We start from the raw sequence: 16088 nt of genomic DNA, 5'->3' as shown, positions 1-16088 counted from the left end.
GATCCGCTCTAGTGCCCTGCCATGTGCCGGCCGATCTCGGTGAGATCGGCCTCGCTGGCGCGGGCCTCATGCACGAACGCGCCGTGAAACATCACGACCAGCCGGTCCGACAGCTCCAGCAGCTCGTCGAGGTCCTCGCTGACCAACAGCACCGCCGCGCCCCGGTTGCGGGCGGCCATGATCTCGGCGTGGATTTGCGCCACCGCCGCGAAGTCGAGTCCGAAGCAGGGATTGGCGGCGATCAGCACCTCGACGTCGCCCGAAAGCTCGCGCGCCAGCACCGCGCGCTGGACATTGCCGCCCGACAGCGCCGCGATCGGCGTCTCCGGCGTGCGGGTCTTGATCTTGTAGCGGTTGATCTTGCGCTCGGCGTCGTTGCGGAAGGCGGCACGGTTCAGCCACCAGCCGCCGCGCGCGAACGGGGCGCGATCGAACTCGCGGAATGCGATGTTGTCGGCGACGCTCATGCCGCCGACGCAGGCGTTCTTCAGCGGCTCTTCCGGCAACAGCGACATCCTGTGGCGCCGCATCTCCGCGCGGCTCGCCGCATAGGTCTCGCCCTGGACGCGGATCACGCCGCTCTCGGCCTCGCGCTGGCCGGCCAGGACCTCCACGAGCTGGCGCTGGCCGTTGCCGGAGACGCCGGCGATGCCGACGATCTCGCCGCTTTCCACGGTCAGCGATACGCCGTGCACGGCAATCGCGCCGGCATCGTCAAGCGCCGTGAGCTTGTCGAGCTCGAGCCGGGCCGCTCCGGTCTCGCCGGTGCGCGGCGGCTGCACCGTCAGCTGCTCGGCGCCGATCATGGTGCGGGCCATCTCGTCCGGCGTCAGCTCGGCAACCCGGCCGCTGCCGGCGAGCTTGCCGCGGCGCAGGATGGTCACCTCGTCGGCAAAGGCCATCACCTCGCGGAACTTGTGCGTGATCATCAGGACGGTGAGCTCGCCCGCGACCACCATCGCGCGCAGCATGCCGAGAACCTCGTCGGCTTCGCCCGGCGTCAGCACCGAGGTCGGCTCGTCCAGGATCAGGAAGCGGCGCTTCAGGTACAGCTGCTTGAGGATCTCGCATTTCTGCCGTTCGCCGGCGGAGATGTCGGAGACCTTTGCATCGAGCGGCACCTTGAACGGCATCCGCGCCAGGAAGGCCTCCAGCTCCTTCTTCTCCTTGCGCCAGTCGACCACGGCAGGCACGTCGTCGCGCGCCAGCACCAAATTCTCGGCGACCGTCATCGCCGGCACTAGTGTAAAGTGCTGGTAGACCATGCCGAGCCCGAGCGCATGCGCGTCCTTCGGATTGGCAATGGCCTGCTGGCGGCCGCCGACGAGGATGTCGCCTTCGGTGGCGTGGTAATAGCCCATAATGCATTTGACGAGCGTGCTCTTGCCCGCGCCATTCTCACCGAGCAGCGCGTGGAACGAGCCGGGACGCACCTTGAGCTCGACATTGTCGAGCGCTGTAAAATCGCCGAACCGCATCGTCATGGCGATGGCGTCGACGCCGAACGCGCCTGATGGTGCGGGCGGCTCGCCGATGATCACGACAGCGCCCCGATCAGGTCGGCGGATTTGGTCACCGCGCCGAACACGCCGCCCTGCATCTTGATCATCTTCAGCGCGTGGTCGTGATTGCCCTTGTCGGTCGCGCCGCAACAGTCCTCGACCAGCACGCATTCGAAGCCGCGATCGTTGGCCTCGCGCATCGTGGTGTGAACGCAGACATCGGTGGTGATGCCGGTCAGCACGATGTTCTCGATGCCGCGCAGCCGCAGCATCAGTTCGAGGTCGGTGGCGCAGAACGAGCCTTTTCCGGGCTTGTCGATAACAGGTTCGCCCGGCAGCGGCGCGAGGTCGGGAATGATCTCCCAGCCGGGTTCGCCGCGCACCAGGATGCGGCCGCAGGGGCCGGGGTCGCCGATGCCGGCGCCGATCTGGCGCGAGCGCCAGCGCTTGTTGGCGGGCAGGTCGGCGAGGTCGGGGCGGTGCCCCTCCCGCGTATGGATGATGTGAAAGCCCTGCGCGCGCATCACCGCGAGCAGCTTCCTGATCGGCTCGATCGGCGCCCGGGTCAGCGAGAGGTCGTAGCCCATCTTGTCGACATAGCCGCCGACGCCGCAGAAATCGGTCTGCATGTCGATGATGATGAGCGCGGTATTCTGCGGCCGCAGATCGCCATTGTAGGGCCAGGCGTAGGGCTCGGACTTGATGAAGCGCTCGGGCATGAAATGATCTTTCGAGATGCTATCGGGTGATGGACAATTCGGCGGGCGCGCCGGTCAGCGTGCGCTTCGGCGAGCAGGTGATGATCATGATCGCGAGCGTCAGGATGTAGGGCGCGGCGTTGAACAAATGATAGCCGGAGGTGATGCCGACCGATTGCAGCGCGGGCCCGAGTGCGGCCGCGCCGCCGAAGGCGAGCGAGGCCCACAGGCACAGCATCGGGTCCCAGCGCGCGAAGATCACCAGCGCCACCGCCGTGATGCCCTGTCCCGAGGAAAGGCCCTCGTTCCAGCTGCCGGGATAGAACAGCGACAGGAACGAGCCGCCGATGCCGGCGAGGAAACCGCCGACCATGGTGGCGCGCAACCGGATCAAGAGCACCGAATGGCCCATCGCGCGCGCCGCATCGGCGCTCTCGCCGGCGGTGCGGATCAAGAGGCCCCAGCGCGTGGTCCTGAAGGCCCAATAGAGCAGCGGCGCGATCGCGACGCCGATCAGGAACAGCACGTTGATGCGCAGCGCCGCGCGGACCTGCGGGATGTCGCTCCACCAGCCGAAATCGATCGCGGGCAGCCGGGCCGCCGTCGGCTCGATCAGCGGCTTGCCGAGGAAGAACGCGAGCCCCGTGCCGAGCAGCATCAGCGCGATGCCGACCGCGATGTCGTTGACGCGCGGCAGCGAGCAGATGCCGGCATGCAGCGCGCCGAACAACGCGCCGGTGATGCCGGCCGCGAGCACCCCGAGCCACGGCGAGCCCGACAGATAGGAGATGCCGTAGGCGCTCATCGCGCCCATCACCAGCGTGCCCTCGAGGCCGAGATTGATGCGGCCACTTCGCTCGGTGATGCACTCGCCGAGGCTGACGAACAGGAACGGCGTCGAGACGCGGATGGCGCCGCCGAACACGGCGAGCGGGACGGTCCAGAGGCCGAGCGATGCGTCCGCCATGTCAGGACTTTCCCTTCAGGAAGCCGATGCGCCCGTAGAGCGCGTCGCTGGCCAGCACGAACACGAAGATGATGCCTTGCAGCACCAGCACGGAGGCGTCGGGCAGGCAGAGCCGGCGTTGCAACAGGCCGCCGGAGGCCGAGATGCCGCCGAGCAGGATCGCCACCGGAATGATCGCCAGCGGATTCTGCCGCGCCAGGAACGCAACCAGGATGCCGGTGAAGCCGTAGCCCGCCGCGAGGTTGGCGTTGGTGCGGCCCTGCACGGCCGCGACCTCGATCATGCCGGCCAGCCCGGCACAGCTGCCGGCGAGGAAGCACACGGTCAGGATCAGTTTGCCGACACTGAGGCCGACGATCTTGGCGGCGCGGATGTTGCCTCCGGCGACGCGCGCGGCGAAGCCGAAGGTGGTGTGATAGATCAGGATGTAGGCGGCGATGGCGGCGACGAGGCCGAACACCAGGCCCCAATGCACGTCGGTGCCGGGAATGGTGCCGATCATGTTGGCGGCGCCGATCTCGCGCGTCGACGGCTTGTTGAGGCTCGCCGGATCGCGCATCGGCCCCTCGACCAGATGGTTCAGAATCGCAAGCGCGATATAGACCAGCAGCAGGCTCGAGATCGTCTCGTTGACCCCGCGATATTGCCGCAGGCCGCCCGACAGCGTGATCCAGAGGCCGCCGCCGATCATGCCCGCGATCACCATGGCGATCTGCACCACGATCGGCGCCGCGCCCTGCAGCGCCAGCGCCGCCGCGGTCGCCGACAGTGCGCCGATCAGAAGGGCGCCTTCGCCACCGATGATCACCATGCCGAGCTGTGCCGGCAGCGCCGTGCACAGCGCGGTCAGGATCAGCGGCGCGGCGCGGGTCAGCGTGTTCTGCCAGGAGAAGGCGGTGCCGAACGCGCCGTAATACATGTAGAAATACAGATCGAGCGGGTTCTTGCCGTAGAGCGCGACAAAGCCGCCGAACACCGCGAGCGCGCCGACCAGCGCCGCGGCCGGGATCAGGATGTATTCGATGCTCGCGCCGTGGCGCTGGAGGAATCCGGGATCGGCGGCCGGAGCGATGCCGGCCGCCTCCACCGATTCCGCCGTTTCCGTCGTCACGCGGTGGCTCCGATCACGCCCTCGACGAGATAGTCCATCTTCTCGAGCTCGGGATCCTGCTGGCCGCGATCGGTGCCGGACGCGATCACCGTCTTGCCCTTGTTGTCGACGAGCGGGCCCTTGAAGATCGTAAACTCGCCGGCCATGAACTTGGCCTTGACGTCGTCGGCGTGCTTGCGCGCCTCGGCGGACACCATCTCGCCATAGGGCGACACCTTGACGATCTCTTCCTTGAGGCCGCCGCGATAGAAGTTCGGGATCGCTTCGCCGGCGGTGATCATCTTGACGAATTTCGGATAGAGCGCCTCCCAATTCCACTCGGCGCCGGTGAGATAGGCCTTCGGCGCCAGCGGCGACTGGTTGACGTGATAGCCGCATACGAGAGCGCCGCGGCGCGCGGCGTTCTCGACCATCGTCTTCGGTCCGTCGACATGGCAGGTCAGCACGTCGACGCCCTGGTCGATCAGGCTGTTGGTAGCCTCGGCTTCCTTGACCGGCATCGACCAGTCGCCGGTGAAGATCACCTGGGTGGTCGCCTTCGGATTGGCGAGCCGGGCGCCGAGCGTGAACGCGTTGATGTTGCGCAGCACCTGCGGGATCGGCTTGGCGGCGACGAAGCCGAGCTTGCCGCTCTTGGTCGAATAGCCGGCCACGATGCCGGAGATGTATTGCGCCTCGTCGATATAGCCGAAATAGCTGCCGGCGTTCTTCGGGTCCTTGTCGGACCACAGGCCGCCGCAGTGCTCGAAGCGCAGTTTTGGAAACTTGCCTGCCATCTTGAGGACGTGCGGGTTGTAGTAGCCGAACGAGGTTGGGAACATGAGCGTGGCGCCGTCGAGATTGATCATGGACTCGATGGTCTTCTCGACTGCATCGGTCTCCGGCACCTTTTCTTCCTCGACCACCTTGATGCCGGGAAGCTTCTTCACCGCCGCGGCTCCTTGCGCGTGGGCCTGGTTGTAGCCGTAGTCGTCGCGGGACCCGACATAGATGAAGCCGATCGTGGTTTCCGCTGCCGCCGCGCCACGAATGCCGAGCGTGCTGCCGAGCGCCAGTGCGGCGCTGCCCTGCAATAAATGCCTTCTTGAAATCCTGCCAAAATCCATCGCTCGCTCCCTCCGGCGGGTCCGGCCCGCCTGTCCCTGTCGCCGCCGCCTGACGGCGGAGCTTAGGGGAAGTGTCGCAAGCTTCATGCCAGAGCATGTTTGGCGATCAGTCTTCCGTAAATGATTGAATGTACGTGAGAATGGTGATCGGTCCCGGAACGCTCGGAAGCCGATTGAGATCGATTTGCCTATTTTGTGAGCGATCGATCGCTGTTGTATGCAATGCCGTTAAGCAGTCTATAACCGCCGGACAGCCGGTGCGAGCCCGGTCGAGACCTGCGCACAACGCGCCATTTGCCGGCTGGTGAATCGGATCGGGCCTGCTACGAGTGAAGCGGGCTCCGGCGGCGGCGTTGGATTGATGGGAAACAGCATGAGCGAGACAAAACCGTCCTCGAAACCGTCTTCCCTTGGCGAAGAGATCGTGGCGCGGATCGATCAGCTCGCGACGATCTCCGAGACGCCTGAGCATCTGGCGCGAATCTTCCTCACCGAGGAGCACCGCAAGGCGGCCGATCTCATCCTGTCCTGGATGCGCGAGGCCGGCATGAGCGCGCATCTCGACGCCATCGGCAATGTCTGCGGCCGCTATGAAGGCGAGCGGCCGGGCCTGCCGGCGCTGATGCTCGGCTCGCATTACGACACCGTGCGCGACGCCGGCAGATGGGACGGCCCGCTCGGCGTCATCACTGCGATCGCCTGCGTCGCCGATCTGAACCGGCGCGGCAAGCGGCTGCCGTTCGCGATCGAGATCGTCGGCTTTGCTGATGAGGAGGGCGTGCGCTTCGCCTCGACCCTGCTCGGCAGCCGCGCGGTGGCCGGCACGTTCGACGAGAGCGTGGTCAACACGCGCGATCGCGCCGGCATCTCGATGCGCGATGCGCTGGTCGCCTTCGGGCTCGATCCCGATCATATCGGCAAGGCGGCGCGCGCCCGCCGCGAACTGCTCGGCTATGTCGAGCTGCACATCGAGCAGGGTCCCGTGCTGGAAGAGAAGGCGCTGCCGGTCGGCGTCGTCAGCGCGATTTCGGGCGCGACAAGGCTTGCCGCCAGTCTCACCGGCGTCGCCGGCCATGCCGGCACGGTGCCGATGAAGCTGCGGCGCGATGCGCTGGCGGGTGCTGCCGAATGCATCGTTGCGATCGAGCAGTTTTGCAGGTCCGACGAACAAGGCCTCGTCGGCACCGTCGGCTATGTCAACGCGATGCCGGGCGCCACCAATGTGATCCCGGGCAAGGTGTCCTTCACCATGGATATCCGCTCGCAGAACGACATGCATCGCAAGCGCGCCGTCGCCGACATCGTGCGGCAGATCGAGGCGATCGCAAAACGCCGCGACCTCGCCTTGCAGATCGACGTCACCCACGAGAACCGCAGCGTGCCCTGCGCGCCGTGGCTCAAGGCGCAGATCGCCGAGGCCGTCGCGGCCGAGGGCTATGCCGCGTTCGAGCTGCCGAGCGGGGCGGGGCATGACGGGATGGCGATGGTGGATGTCGCCGATATCGGCATGATCTTTCTGCGCTGCCGCGGCGGGATCAGCCACAATCCGGCCGAGCATGTCGAACTCGCCGATGCCGACATCGGCGCGCGGGTGCTGCTGCGCGTCGTCGAGAATTTTCGTCCGCACGTTGCAGTGAATAGCTAAAATTGCGCGCTTCGCAGGCCTGCGCCGAGGGGCGCTTGCTGCCCAAGTTGCGTCAGCACGCCGCAGGCACTGGTCAGGGGCCGCTGCCGGCCCGACCCATGCCTGATCCGGACAGATCAGACCACCGTTTCCGGCTCAGCTGGCCTATTTGCGGGCCGGGCGTGAAGCGCTAGACTTGGTGCAACGGGGGGTAGTGGACATGAGGTCGTCCGTCGTCCAGGACGTTCAGTTCCCAAAACAACCGGCGCTGCAGCTGATCTATGACACTGCACCGATCGGGCTCGCCTATCTCTCACCGGATTGCCGTTACCTTCAGATCAACCAGCGGCTCACCGAGATCTGCGGCATTTCGGTCGAAGGTCACCTCGGGCGCACGGTGCATGATTGCGTGCCCGCGCTGGCTTCGGCCGTCGAAGGTATCGTTCGCTCGATCATGGAGACGGGAGAGCCCGTCACCGACGTGGAGGTTTACGGCCAGCGCCCCGGCCACAATGACGAGCGATGCTGGATCACGCATTGGCATCCGCAGCGCGAACCGAACGGCAGCATCGTCGGCGTCAACGTTGCGGCCGAAGAGATCACCGATCGCAAGCGCAGCGAACGCGAGATCCGCGCCGCGCGCGATGCAGCCGAGAAGGCCTTGCACCATCTGCAGGAGACCCAGGCGTCGCTGATCGAGGCGGAAAAGCTCGCGGCGCTGGGCCGGCTGGTGGCCGGCGTCGCGCACGAGATCAACAGTCCGGTCGGCACCAGTCTCACCGTCGCCTCGGTGCTGGAGCAGAAATGCGCCGACTTCGCTGCCGAGGCTGCGCGCGGCAAGCTGAAGCGATCCAGCCTGAGCGATTTCATCGAGGTCGTCGAAAGCGCCTCGTCGCTGCTTGTCGGCAACCTCAAGCGCGCGGCAGACCTGGTGCAATCGTTCAAGCAGGTGGCCGTCGATCGCAGCTATTTCGACCGGAGCCAGTTCGATCTCGGCGCGGCGACCGAGCAGGTTCTCTCGAGCCTGCGTCCGGCCTTGCCGAAGAACAACCTGGCGCTCGAGGTCGATTGCCCGCCCGGTCTTGCCATGAACAGCTATCCCGGCCCCTACGGCCAGGTGCTGACCAACCTGTTCGTCAATTCGGTGGCGCATGCGTTCCCGGATGGCAAGGGCGGCATCATCGCGATCCGGCTCCGCGCCTCAGGCGCGGACCAGGTCGAGATCCTGTTCGCCGACAACGGTTGCGGGATGGATCACGACGTGCTGCGGCAGGCCTTCGATCCATTCTTCACCACGCGCCGCGACATCGGCCGCATCGGGCTTGGTCTGCACATCGTTCATAACATCGTCACGAACCGGCTCGGCGGAGAGCTCAATCTCGAAAGTGCGCCGGGTATGGGGACACGCATGCGCATCACGCTGCCACGCGTGGCGCCGCGGCGCGTGACCGATGGTTGATGGCTACAGGGGGCGACGAGAAGGAAATGCTCCCCGGCTTTCGGACCGGAAAACGTCCTTCCAAGTAACCGCCGCAAAAGGCATTCCACTACCCTTGCTTCTGCCCCCGTCGTCGCGACATTCTCAGGGTATTCCTGATGGTTACGACGATGAGCCAATCCGCATTCGATCCCTTCGGCGAGCCGGTCCCCGCGGTCGATCCTTCGATCGCGAGCGAGGGCGTGTCGAAATGGCTGAAGACCGCAGGCACCAGCGTGTTCTGGGTGCTGGTGGTCGGCATCGTGCTGGCACGGGCCGTCTATTTCGAGCCCGGCGTGTTCAGCTTCGAGCATGCCGTTGCCTGGGCGCAGGGTCTGTTCGCCGCGCTCTAGCCGCAGGTCCGCGCGGCGCCGTCCTGGCCCTTTGCGCCTCCCGAATGATCCCCTCGAACGCGACCGCCGCTGGCACCTCGAGCCGGCCGGGCGATTTCAGTTGCCAGAGCGTGCGCTCGATATGGATGCCCTTGATCGGGATCACCTTCAGCTTTCCGAGCTTCACTTGATCGTCGATCGTTGCGATCGACACGATGGCGACGCCGACGCCTGATGCCACCGCCTGCTTGATCGCCTCGGTGCTGCCGATCTCGAGCGTCCGCTGCGGCTCGACGTGGTGGGCGGCCAGCGCCTGCGCGACCACCTCGCGCGTGCCTGAGCCGGGTTCCCGCACGATCAGGATCTCGTCGTTCAGCGACCGGATGTCGATCGGCCCCTGGACCGCTGCGAAGCGATGATCCGGACCCGCAATCAGCGCCATCACGTCGGTACGCCAGGCTTCGCTGACCAAATTCTCGTCCTCGACCGGTCCCTCGACCAGCGCGATCTCGATCTCGTGTCCCAGCATCAGCGCGGCGATGTCGCTGGTGTTGGCGCTGACGACATGCAGATCGATGCCGGGAAAGGCGCGGTGGAACACGCCGAGATATTCCGGGATCATGTAGGTCGCGATCGTGGTGCTGGCGCCGATCCGCAGCGAACCGCTGTCGAGATTGCGCAGCGCCTGCAATTCGTCCTCGGCGGCGCGTTCGGCCGCGAACAGCGTCTCGGCATGCCGCGCCAGCGCCGCGCCCTCCCGGGTCGGCCGCACCCCCTTCGGCGTGCGGTCGAGCAGCCGGCAGCCGACCTGCAGCTCGAAATCCCGCACGCCCTTGGAGATCGCCGGCTGGCTGATGTGCAGGAGGTCGGCGGCGCGGGAGAAACTTCCGGTCCTCGCCACGGCCGCGAACAGGCGGAGCAGATGCAGGTTGAGGGACATAACTTCTCTCTATTGGGGCAGTCCGAAAATATATTAGCCAAGAGGTGTGCCTTGGCGCATAAAATCTTCTCCGAAAAGAGGATTTTGTGCCGGAACAAGAACAAGACCAGGGGCAGAAGCAGGGGGCGCTGCGGCGCATATTCCAGCTCATTCCGGGGATTCTGCTCTGCGGGGTCGTCACGGTCATCTCGCTCGGCATCCAGGCCGCCGAGGAGCGCGTTTTCGACCATCCCTATATCGAGGCCCTCGTCGTCGCGATCCTGCTCGGCATGGCGGTGCGCACCGCCTGGGAGCCGTCGGCGCGCTGGCGCTCGGGCATTGCCTTCAGCGCCAAGCAGCTGCTTGAGGTCGCGGTGATGCTGCTCGGCGCCTCCATCAGCTTTGCCGCGATCGTGGCGTCGGGCGGGCTGCTGATCGGCGCCATCGCCGTGACCGTCGCGATCATGCTGGCGGTGAGCTATGGCCTCAGCCGGATGCTCGGGCTCAAGACCAAGCTCGCGATCCTGATCGCCTGCGGCAATTCGATCTGCGGCAACTCGGCGATCGCGGCGGTGGCGCCGGTGATCGAGGCCGATGGCGACGACATCGCCTCGTCGATCTCGTTCACCGCCATTCTCGGCGTGCTGATGGTGCTCGGCCTGCCGCTCTTGATTCCGCTGCTGAAGCTGACGGCGACGCAATACGGCATCCTCGCCGGCCTCACCGTCTATGCCGTGCCGCAGGTGCTGGCAGCGACCGTGCCGGCGGGCATCGTCTCGACCCAGATCGGCACGCTGGTCAAGCTGGTGCGGGTGTTGATGCTGGGCCCGATCGTGATCGGCCTCTCGCTGCTGGTGGCGCGGCGGCGCAAGGCCGGCGCCGCCAGGGAGGGCACCTCGAAGGCCGCCTCGATCAGCCCGTTCAAGCTGGTGCCCTGGTTCATCATCGGCTTCCTGGCGCTGGCCGCGCTGCGCTCATTCCAGCTCGTGCCCGACATCGCGATCGCGCCGGTGACCAAGACGGCGGCGATCCTCACCGTCGTCTCGATGGCAGCGCTCGGGCTCGGCGTCGATGTCCGCGTGCTCTCGACCGTCGGCGGCCGGGTGACGGCCGCCGTCACGCTGTCGTTGATGCTGCTGCTGGGCTTGAGCATCGGCCTCGTGCACTTCTTCAAGTAGAGCATGATCCGGAAAAGTGTAAAGCGGTTTTCCGAAGAGATCATGCTCACATCAAAGGGCCGGCTACTCGGCGGCCTTCGCGGTCTTGCCGAACATCCGTGTCGGTGCGGGAAAGCCGCAGGACGTGCCGTCGGTGATCTTGACCTGATCTTCCCAGGGCAGGCGGAAGCGGCCGGACACCATGTCCTGCATGAACGTGTAGGGGCAATCCATCGCACCGCCCTTCACCGCGACATAGCCGCGGTGCCAGAGCTGATAGATGTTGTTCTCGACGCCCCAGTTGATCCGCGCCTCGCGCACGAGGTCGGGCCGCACCTCGGCGGTGATGATCTCGTCGGCCCGCCCCGTGGTCCCGTGCGCGATGATGCTGCCGTCGAAATTGACGATCATGCCTTCGCCCATCGAGTCGAACGACCCGTCCGAGCCGCACATGCAGACATTGGCCGTCACCATCAGGTTCTGGAACGCGTTGGCCTGGTTGGTGAAGCGCCAGCTGTCGCGGATCGGCGCGGTGTAGCCTGCGGTGCGGATCATGATCTCCGCGCCCTTGTAAGCGCATTCGCGGGCCATTTCCGGGAACATGCCGTCATGGCAGATGATCAGCGCGATCTTCGCGCCTTTCGGTCCATCGATCACGGGAATGCCGATGTTGCCGGGCTCCCACGGCTCGACCGGAATCCAGGGATGGAATTTGCGGTAGTACAGCTTGATATCGCCGTGATCGTCGATGATCAGCCCTGAATTATAGGGATTACCATGCGGGTTGAACTCCATGATGGAGAAGCAGCCCCAGATCTTGTTCTCGATGCAGGCCCGCTTGAAAGCCGCGACTTCAGGCCCGTCGAGCCGGCACATGATCTCCGGATTGGTATCCATCGAGAGGCCGTGCAGCGAGTATTCGGGGAACACGACGAGGTCCATGGTTCCGAGGTTGCGCCGCGCCTTGCCGACCATCCATACGATGCGCTCCGTCTGCCGTGCCAGGTCGGACCTTGTCGCAACCACAGGCAACTGCAGCTGCACCAGTCCGATCACGACGCCGTTCGGTGATTTGTTGAGACCGCCAAGTCCATTCATGCCTGTCCTCCCGCCTGCTTGAAATGGGCTGTCATTTCGCGAACGATGATCTTCGTTCGGTCGGGCTCCCAGCTAGCAACGATCATGCCAGCAAGATCGCAGAATGCGCAAATGCAGCGTACGGTCACATGCTGATCGGGATCGCCGCGATGCGCCGCATCATTGCGCAATGGCACGCGGTTTGCTTAATCAAATGCGGGTTTTCTCGCATTCGGGGCGTGCGTCATGGCGAATTCAAGCGGGACGATCGCGGCGGAGCCGGCGCCGATCACGCTCGACTGGAGCAGGACCGCGCTCGTCATCATCGACATGCAGCGCGATTTCATGGAGCGAGGGGGCTTCGGCGAGACGCTCGGCAATGACGTCAGCCGGCTTGCCCGCGCGGTGAAGCCGATTGCCGCAGTGCTCGCGGCCGTGCGCGACGCCGGGCTGCTCGTGGTCCATACCCGGGAGGGCCATCTGCCCGATCTCTCGGACGCACCGCCCGCGAAGGTCGAGCGGGGCGCGCCGTCGCTTCGGATCGGCGATCCCGGACCGATGGGACGGATTCTGATCCGCGGCGAGGCGGGGCACGACATCATTCCCGAGCTCTATCCCCTCGACAGCGAGATCGTGATCGACAAGCCCGGCAAGGGCGCGTTCTACGCCACCGAATTCGGCGACATCCTGCAGAAATACGGCATCGAGAATCTCTTGGTCTGCGGCGTCACCACCGAGGTCTGCGTCAACACCACGGTGCGCGAGGCCAACGATCGCGGCTACCGCTGCGTCGTGATCTCCGACGGCTGCGCGTCCTACTTCCCGGAATTCCACGAGATGGGTCTGAAGATGATCAAGGCCCAGGGCGGCATCTTTGGTTGGGTCACCGATTCAGCTGCCGTGCTGGAGGCGCTCGGGGACTAGCCGCCTTTCACCGCACCCGCCGTCAGTCCCGCCACGATCTGCCGCTGCGCCATCACGGTGAGCAGCAGCACCGGCGCCGTCACGATCAAGGCGGCGGCGGCGAGCGGGCCCCAGCTCAGCTGGTCGAACGAGATCATGTTGTAGACCGCGACCGGCAGCGTGCGGGTCTCACGCCCGGCCAGCACGATGCCGAACACGAAATTATTCCAGGAGAAGATCACCGCGAGGATGAAGGCAACCGCAAGGCCGGGCTTTGCGATCGGCAGCGCGACATGGCGGAACACCTGCCAGCGGGTGGCGCCGTCGATCAGCGCAGCTTCCTCCAGCTCCAGCGGCGTGGTTTCGAAATAGCCGATCATGATCCAGATCACGATCGGCACCGTGACCACGAGATGGATGATGATCTGCGGCACCAGCGTGCCGAGCAGGCCGAGCCACTGGAACAGCAGGAACAGCGGGATCAGATACGACAGGCCGGGCGTGATGCGCGCGATCAGGATCACGATCGCCGATTTATGCGCGGCCATCCGCGCGATCCCGTAGCCCGCGGGCACACCGACCAGCATCGCAAGGCCCGTGGCGCAGCCGGTGACCACAAGGCTGTTGCTGAAATAGGTCAGGAACCGGTTGGAGGCGAACACGTCGGCATAGTTCTTCCAGGCGATATGCTCCGGAAAGAACACCGGCGGGTAGGAGGCGTTGTCGATCTCGAATTTGAGCGACAGCGAGGCCATCCAGAGGAAGAACAGGATCGCCGGCGAGACGATGACGAACACCGACAGCCAAAGCCCGATCCGCCCGAGAATCTGGCGCGGGTTCATGCCTCGCCCCCGAGTTCAGATGTCCACAGCAGGCGCTTGCGCAAGTAAAGCAGCAGTGCCGCCAGCGCCACGATCAGGAGGAAGAACACCACCGCGATCGCCGAGCCGTAGCCGAGGTCGTAATAGACGAAGGCGACGCTGTAGAGATAGACGTTGATGGTCTCCGACGCCGAGCCCGGCCCTCCTTGCGTGATCGCGAAGATGATGTCGAAGCTTTTCACCGCGTCGATCATGCGGATCATGCCGGCGATGAACAGGAACGGCATGATCAAGGGCAGCGTGATGAAGCGGAACACCTGCCAGAAATTGGCACCGTCGATCTGCGCGCTCTCGTAGGGTTCGGTCGGGATCGCGGCGAGGCCGCCGAGCACGATCAGCATCACCAGCGGCGTCCATTGCCAGGTCTCGACCAGCACCAGCGAGGGGATCACCGTCGCCGGGTTGAACACCCAGAGCTGCGGCGGCAGCCCGACCAGCGACAGCAGATAGTTCAAGACGCCAAGCTGCGGGTGGAACATCATGGTCCACACCAGCGCGATCGCCACCGGCGTGGCCATCATCGGCATGATGAAGATGCCGCGCAGGAAACCGCGCGCGGCGAATTTCTGATGGAATACCACCGCCGCCAGCGTGCCGAACACCAGCGGCAACAGCACTGACAGCGCTGTATAGGACAGCGTGTGCCCGACCGCCTCGACGAAGCGCGGATCGGTCGGCAGCCGCAGATAGTTCGCGAGCCCCACGAACACGGTCGGCGAGCCGACCTTCCATTCCTGCAGGCTCATCCAGATCGTGAAGACCCACGGAAAGATGATCACCGCCAGCACCACGACGAGCGCCGGGATCACGAACGGCCAGTACGACGGCGGACGCCATTCACGCGCCGGGGCGGCGTCTCCAGAGCCTGCGGCTCTGGACTCTTGCTTTGACGCGTTTTCTTCACGCGAACCGGTACCCACTTCGCTTGAAAACGCTTTGCCGGCCGCCGCCGGCTCAGTCTGTGTCACCACGCTCACGCTTTTTCGCTACGCTCCAGGATGGGGCGGAATTGCTCGTGCGCCTTTTTCAGCTCGGTGGCCGGATCGGCGCCCGACAGCGTCGCGGTCAGCGCGGCGCCGACGATGTCGCGGAATTCGGCGACCGGGATGATGACGGGCAGGCCGAGCTTGGAGATCTTGGCGGAGTCAACCACCGACTGCAGCCATTCCTTGGTCTTCACGCCCTTGGCGACTTCGGCATCGTCGACGATGGAGTTGCGGAACGGCACGCCGCCGCCGGCCTGCAGCAGGCGCGCGCCCTGTCCGCGCGAGACCACCCATTGGCAGAGCAGATAGGCGGCTTCCTTGTTCTTGCTCGCCGCGGCGATGCCGACGCCGTCGCCATAGGTCGAGGAGAACTTGCCCTTGGGACCGGCGGGTACCAGCGTGTAGCCGACCTTGCCGACGACGCGCGAGGCGGCGGGATCTTCCAGCGGCGGCGCCCAGCCGTCGGCGTCGATCCACATCGCGGACCTGCCCTGCGTGAAGGACGCCATCGACTCCATCCAGTTGAAGCCGGCGACGCCGGGAGGCGCGCATTTTGTCAGCAGGCGCTGATAGAGCTTGGTGGCTTCGATCGCCTCGGGGCCGTCGGTCAGGATGTTGCCTTTGGCATCGAGGAATTCGCCGCCATAGTTCAGATAGAAGTTGGTCCACATCGCCATGTTGGCGTTGCGCAGGCCGCGGCCGACAAAGCCGTAGATGCCTTCCTTCGGATCGGTCAGCTTCTCGGCCGCGATTGCCATCTCCTCGAGCGTCTTCGGGACCTCGACGCCCTTCTTCTGGAACAGCTCCTTGTTGTAGTAGAGGATGAAATAGTCGACCGACCATGGCAGCGACAGCATCTGGCCCTTGTCGTTGCGCGCATATTGCAGGCCGGCCGCCGAGAAATCACTCTCGACGAGGTCCGGCGGCGTCATGCTCGGATCCTTGAGGTAGCCCGACATGTCGGCTAGCCAGCCGGCCTTCTCGAACTGCCGCTTCTGCACGTGATAGCTCAGGTGCACGACGTCGAAGCTCGGCTTGCCCGAGGACAGCTCAATCACGCATTTCTGGCGCTGCTGCTGCTCGGGGATCTGTTCCGACTCGACCTTGATGCCGGTGAGCTCGGTAAATTCCTTGATGTATTTCTGCAGATTGTCGCCGCGCGGCCCCTTGGCGAGGATCACTTCGAGTGTGGTGCCGGAATATTTCTTCCAGTTGATGTCGGCACGGGCCGGAAATCCGGTCAGTCCAACCGCGCCGGCGGCCGCGGTGCCGGCCAGCATCTGCCGGCGCGAGATCAGGTGATGCGACATGTTTCTCTCCCTGGACGGTTCTTGTTTGCGAGAGATAC

15 protein-coding genes are annotated in these 16088 nt (G+C 65.2%); 5 read left to right on the top strand and 10 right to left on the bottom strand.

All coding sequences use genetic code 11. The features are described from left to right. Positions 1-8 precede the first annotated feature (8 nt). The 5 genes from J2R76_RS15955 to J2R76_RS15935 are packed head-to-tail and all read right to left on the bottom strand — an operon-like array spanning position 9 to position 5384. Positions 9-1541 (bottom strand): ABC transporter ATP-binding protein, encoded by a 1533-nt coding sequence (locus tag J2R76_RS15955; protein WP_253624151.1) that lies wholly within the window; start codon positions 1539-1541, stop codon positions 9-11. Next, positions 1538-2221 (bottom strand): cysteine hydrolase family protein, encoded by a 684-nt coding sequence (locus J2R76_RS15950; protein ID WP_057015253.1) that lies wholly within the window; start codon positions 2219-2221, stop codon positions 1538-1540. Before J2R76_RS15950 ends, J2R76_RS15955 begins: the two co-directional genes overlap by 4 nt. 19 nt (positions 2222-2240) lie before the next feature. Next, a complete protein-coding gene (locus J2R76_RS15945; protein ID WP_018270387.1) occupies positions 2241-3167 on the bottom strand; it encodes an ABC transporter permease in 927 nt (308 codons plus the stop codon). Between the two features lies 1 nt (position 3168). Continuing rightward, a complete protein-coding gene (locus J2R76_RS15940; protein ID WP_253624150.1) occupies positions 3169-4278 on the bottom strand; it encodes an ABC transporter permease in 1110 nt (369 codons plus the stop codon). Beyond that, positions 4275-5384 (bottom strand): BMP family ABC transporter substrate-binding protein, encoded by a 1110-nt coding sequence (locus J2R76_RS15935; RefSeq protein ID WP_057015255.1) that lies wholly within the window; start codon positions 5382-5384, stop codon positions 4275-4277. Before J2R76_RS15935 ends, J2R76_RS15940 begins: the two co-directional genes overlap by 4 nt. A gap of 373 nt (positions 5385-5757) precedes the next feature. On the opposite strand from J2R76_RS15935, the gene J2R76_RS15930 reads away from it, so the two are divergent. The 3 genes from J2R76_RS15930 (at position 5758) to J2R76_RS15920 (ending at position 8838) form a co-directional block, all read left to right on the top strand. Further along, entirely contained in the window at positions 5758-7029 is a 1272-nt protein-coding gene (locus J2R76_RS15930) for an allantoate amidohydrolase (RefSeq protein WP_057015256.1), read from the top strand. A 199-nt stretch (positions 7030-7228) separates the two neighbouring features. Then, positions 7229-8467, top strand: a complete 1239-nt coding sequence (locus J2R76_RS15925) for an ATP-binding protein (protein ID WP_057015257.1) — start codon at positions 7229-7231, stop codon at positions 8465-8467. Between the two features lie 149 nt (positions 8468-8616). Then, positions 8617-8838: a hypothetical protein gene (locus tag J2R76_RS15920; protein ID WP_038377517.1), complete on the top strand. Its 222-nt coding sequence runs from the start codon at positions 8617-8619 to the stop codon at positions 8836-8838. Here the strand turns inward: J2R76_RS15920 and J2R76_RS15915 are convergent. After that, positions 8786-9757 carry a LysR family transcriptional regulator gene (locus J2R76_RS15915; RefSeq protein ID WP_057015258.1) on the bottom strand — a complete coding sequence of 324 codons (972 nt, stop codon included), beginning with the start codon at positions 9755-9757 and terminating at the stop codon, positions 8786-8788. The two genes, J2R76_RS15920 and J2R76_RS15915, sit on opposite strands and share 53 nt — an antisense overlap. An 86-nt stretch (positions 9758-9843) precedes the next feature. Here J2R76_RS15915 and J2R76_RS15910 point away from each other — a divergent pair, with 86 nt between their 5' ends. Beyond that, positions 9844-10914, top strand: a complete 1071-nt coding sequence (locus J2R76_RS15910; protein ID WP_225643482.1) for a putative sulfate exporter family transporter — start codon at positions 9844-9846, stop codon at positions 10912-10914. A gap of 63 nt (positions 10915-10977) precedes the next feature. On the opposite strand, the gene J2R76_RS15905 is transcribed toward J2R76_RS15910, so the two are convergent. Continuing rightward, on the bottom strand, positions 10978-11991 hold the full coding sequence (locus tag J2R76_RS15905) for a formamidase (RefSeq protein ID WP_028339439.1): 1014 nt from the start codon (positions 11989-11991) through the stop codon (positions 10978-10980). Between the two features lie 225 nt (positions 11992-12216). Between J2R76_RS15905 and J2R76_RS15900 the strand changes: the two genes are divergently transcribed. Further along, positions 12217-12894, top strand: a complete 678-nt coding sequence (locus tag J2R76_RS15900; RefSeq protein WP_057015261.1) for a cysteine hydrolase family protein — start codon at positions 12217-12219, stop codon at positions 12892-12894. On the opposite strand, the gene J2R76_RS15895 is transcribed toward J2R76_RS15900, so the two are convergent. Genes J2R76_RS15895 through J2R76_RS15885 form a run of 3 tightly spaced genes read right to left on the bottom strand, consistent with a single transcriptional unit; the run spans position 12891 to position 16050 of the window. After that, a complete protein-coding gene (locus tag J2R76_RS15895) occupies positions 12891-13715 on the bottom strand; it encodes a carbohydrate ABC transporter permease (protein WP_038383999.1) in 825 nt (274 codons plus the stop codon). The two genes, J2R76_RS15900 and J2R76_RS15895, sit on opposite strands and share 4 nt — an antisense overlap. Continuing rightward, positions 13712-14674 (bottom strand): carbohydrate ABC transporter permease, encoded by a 963-nt coding sequence (locus J2R76_RS15890; protein WP_057015282.1) that lies wholly within the window; start codon positions 14672-14674, stop codon positions 13712-13714. The genes J2R76_RS15895 and J2R76_RS15890 overlap by 4 nt, the downstream gene beginning before the upstream one ends. Positions 14675-14727: 53 nt before the next feature. Next, complete coding sequence (locus J2R76_RS15885; protein WP_028339434.1) at positions 14728-16050, bottom strand: sugar ABC transporter substrate-binding protein; 1323 nt, start codon at positions 16048-16050, stop codon at positions 14728-14730. Positions 16051-16088: the final 38 nt, after the last annotated feature.

This window comes from Bradyrhizobium sp. USDA 4532 (genome assembly GCF_024171315.1).
GTDB classification, from domain to species: Bacteria; Pseudomonadota; Alphaproteobacteria; order Rhizobiales; family Xanthobacteraceae; genus Bradyrhizobium; species Bradyrhizobium australafricanum.
Note: the sequence above shows the minus strand (reverse complement) of the source record. Positions and strands in the feature narration are given on the sequence as shown.

Coding starts and splice junctions, on each gene's coding strand:
- J2R76_RS15915 (WP_057015258.1), bottom strand. CDS start 9,757: ATGTCCCTCAACCTGCATCTGCTCCGCCTGTTCGCGGCCGTGGCGAGG.
- J2R76_RS15905 (WP_028339439.1), bottom strand. CDS start 11,991: ATGAATGGACTTGGCGGTCTCAACAAATCACCGAACGGCGTCGTGATC.
- J2R76_RS15945 (WP_018270387.1), bottom strand. CDS start 3,167: ATGGCGGACGCATCGCTCGGCCTCTGGACCGTCCCGCTCGCCGTGTTC.
- J2R76_RS15895 (WP_038383999.1), bottom strand. CDS start 13,715: ATGAACCCGCGCCAGATTCTCGGGCGGATCGGGCTTTGGCTGTCGGTG.
- J2R76_RS15885 (WP_028339434.1), bottom strand. CDS start 16,050: ATGTCGCATCACCTGATCTCGCGCCGGCAGATGCTGGCCGGCACCGCG.
- J2R76_RS15930 (WP_057015256.1), top strand. CDS start 5,758: ATGAGCGAGACAAAACCGTCCTCGAAACCGTCTTCCCTTGGCGAAGAG.
- J2R76_RS15920 (WP_038377517.1), top strand. CDS start 8,617: ATGAGCCAATCCGCATTCGATCCCTTCGGCGAGCCGGTCCCCGCGGTC.
- J2R76_RS15925 (WP_057015257.1), top strand. CDS start 7,229: ATGAGGTCGTCCGTCGTCCAGGACGTTCAGTTCCCAAAACAACCGGCG.
- J2R76_RS15935 (WP_057015255.1), bottom strand. CDS start 5,384: ATGGATTTTGGCAGGATTTCAAGAAGGCATTTATTGCAGGGCAGCGCC.
- J2R76_RS15950 (WP_057015253.1), bottom strand. CDS start 2,221: ATGCCCGAGCGCTTCATCAAGTCCGAGCCCTACGCCTGGCCCTACAAT.
- J2R76_RS15900 (WP_057015261.1), top strand. CDS start 12,217: ATGGCGAATTCAAGCGGGACGATCGCGGCGGAGCCGGCGCCGATCACG.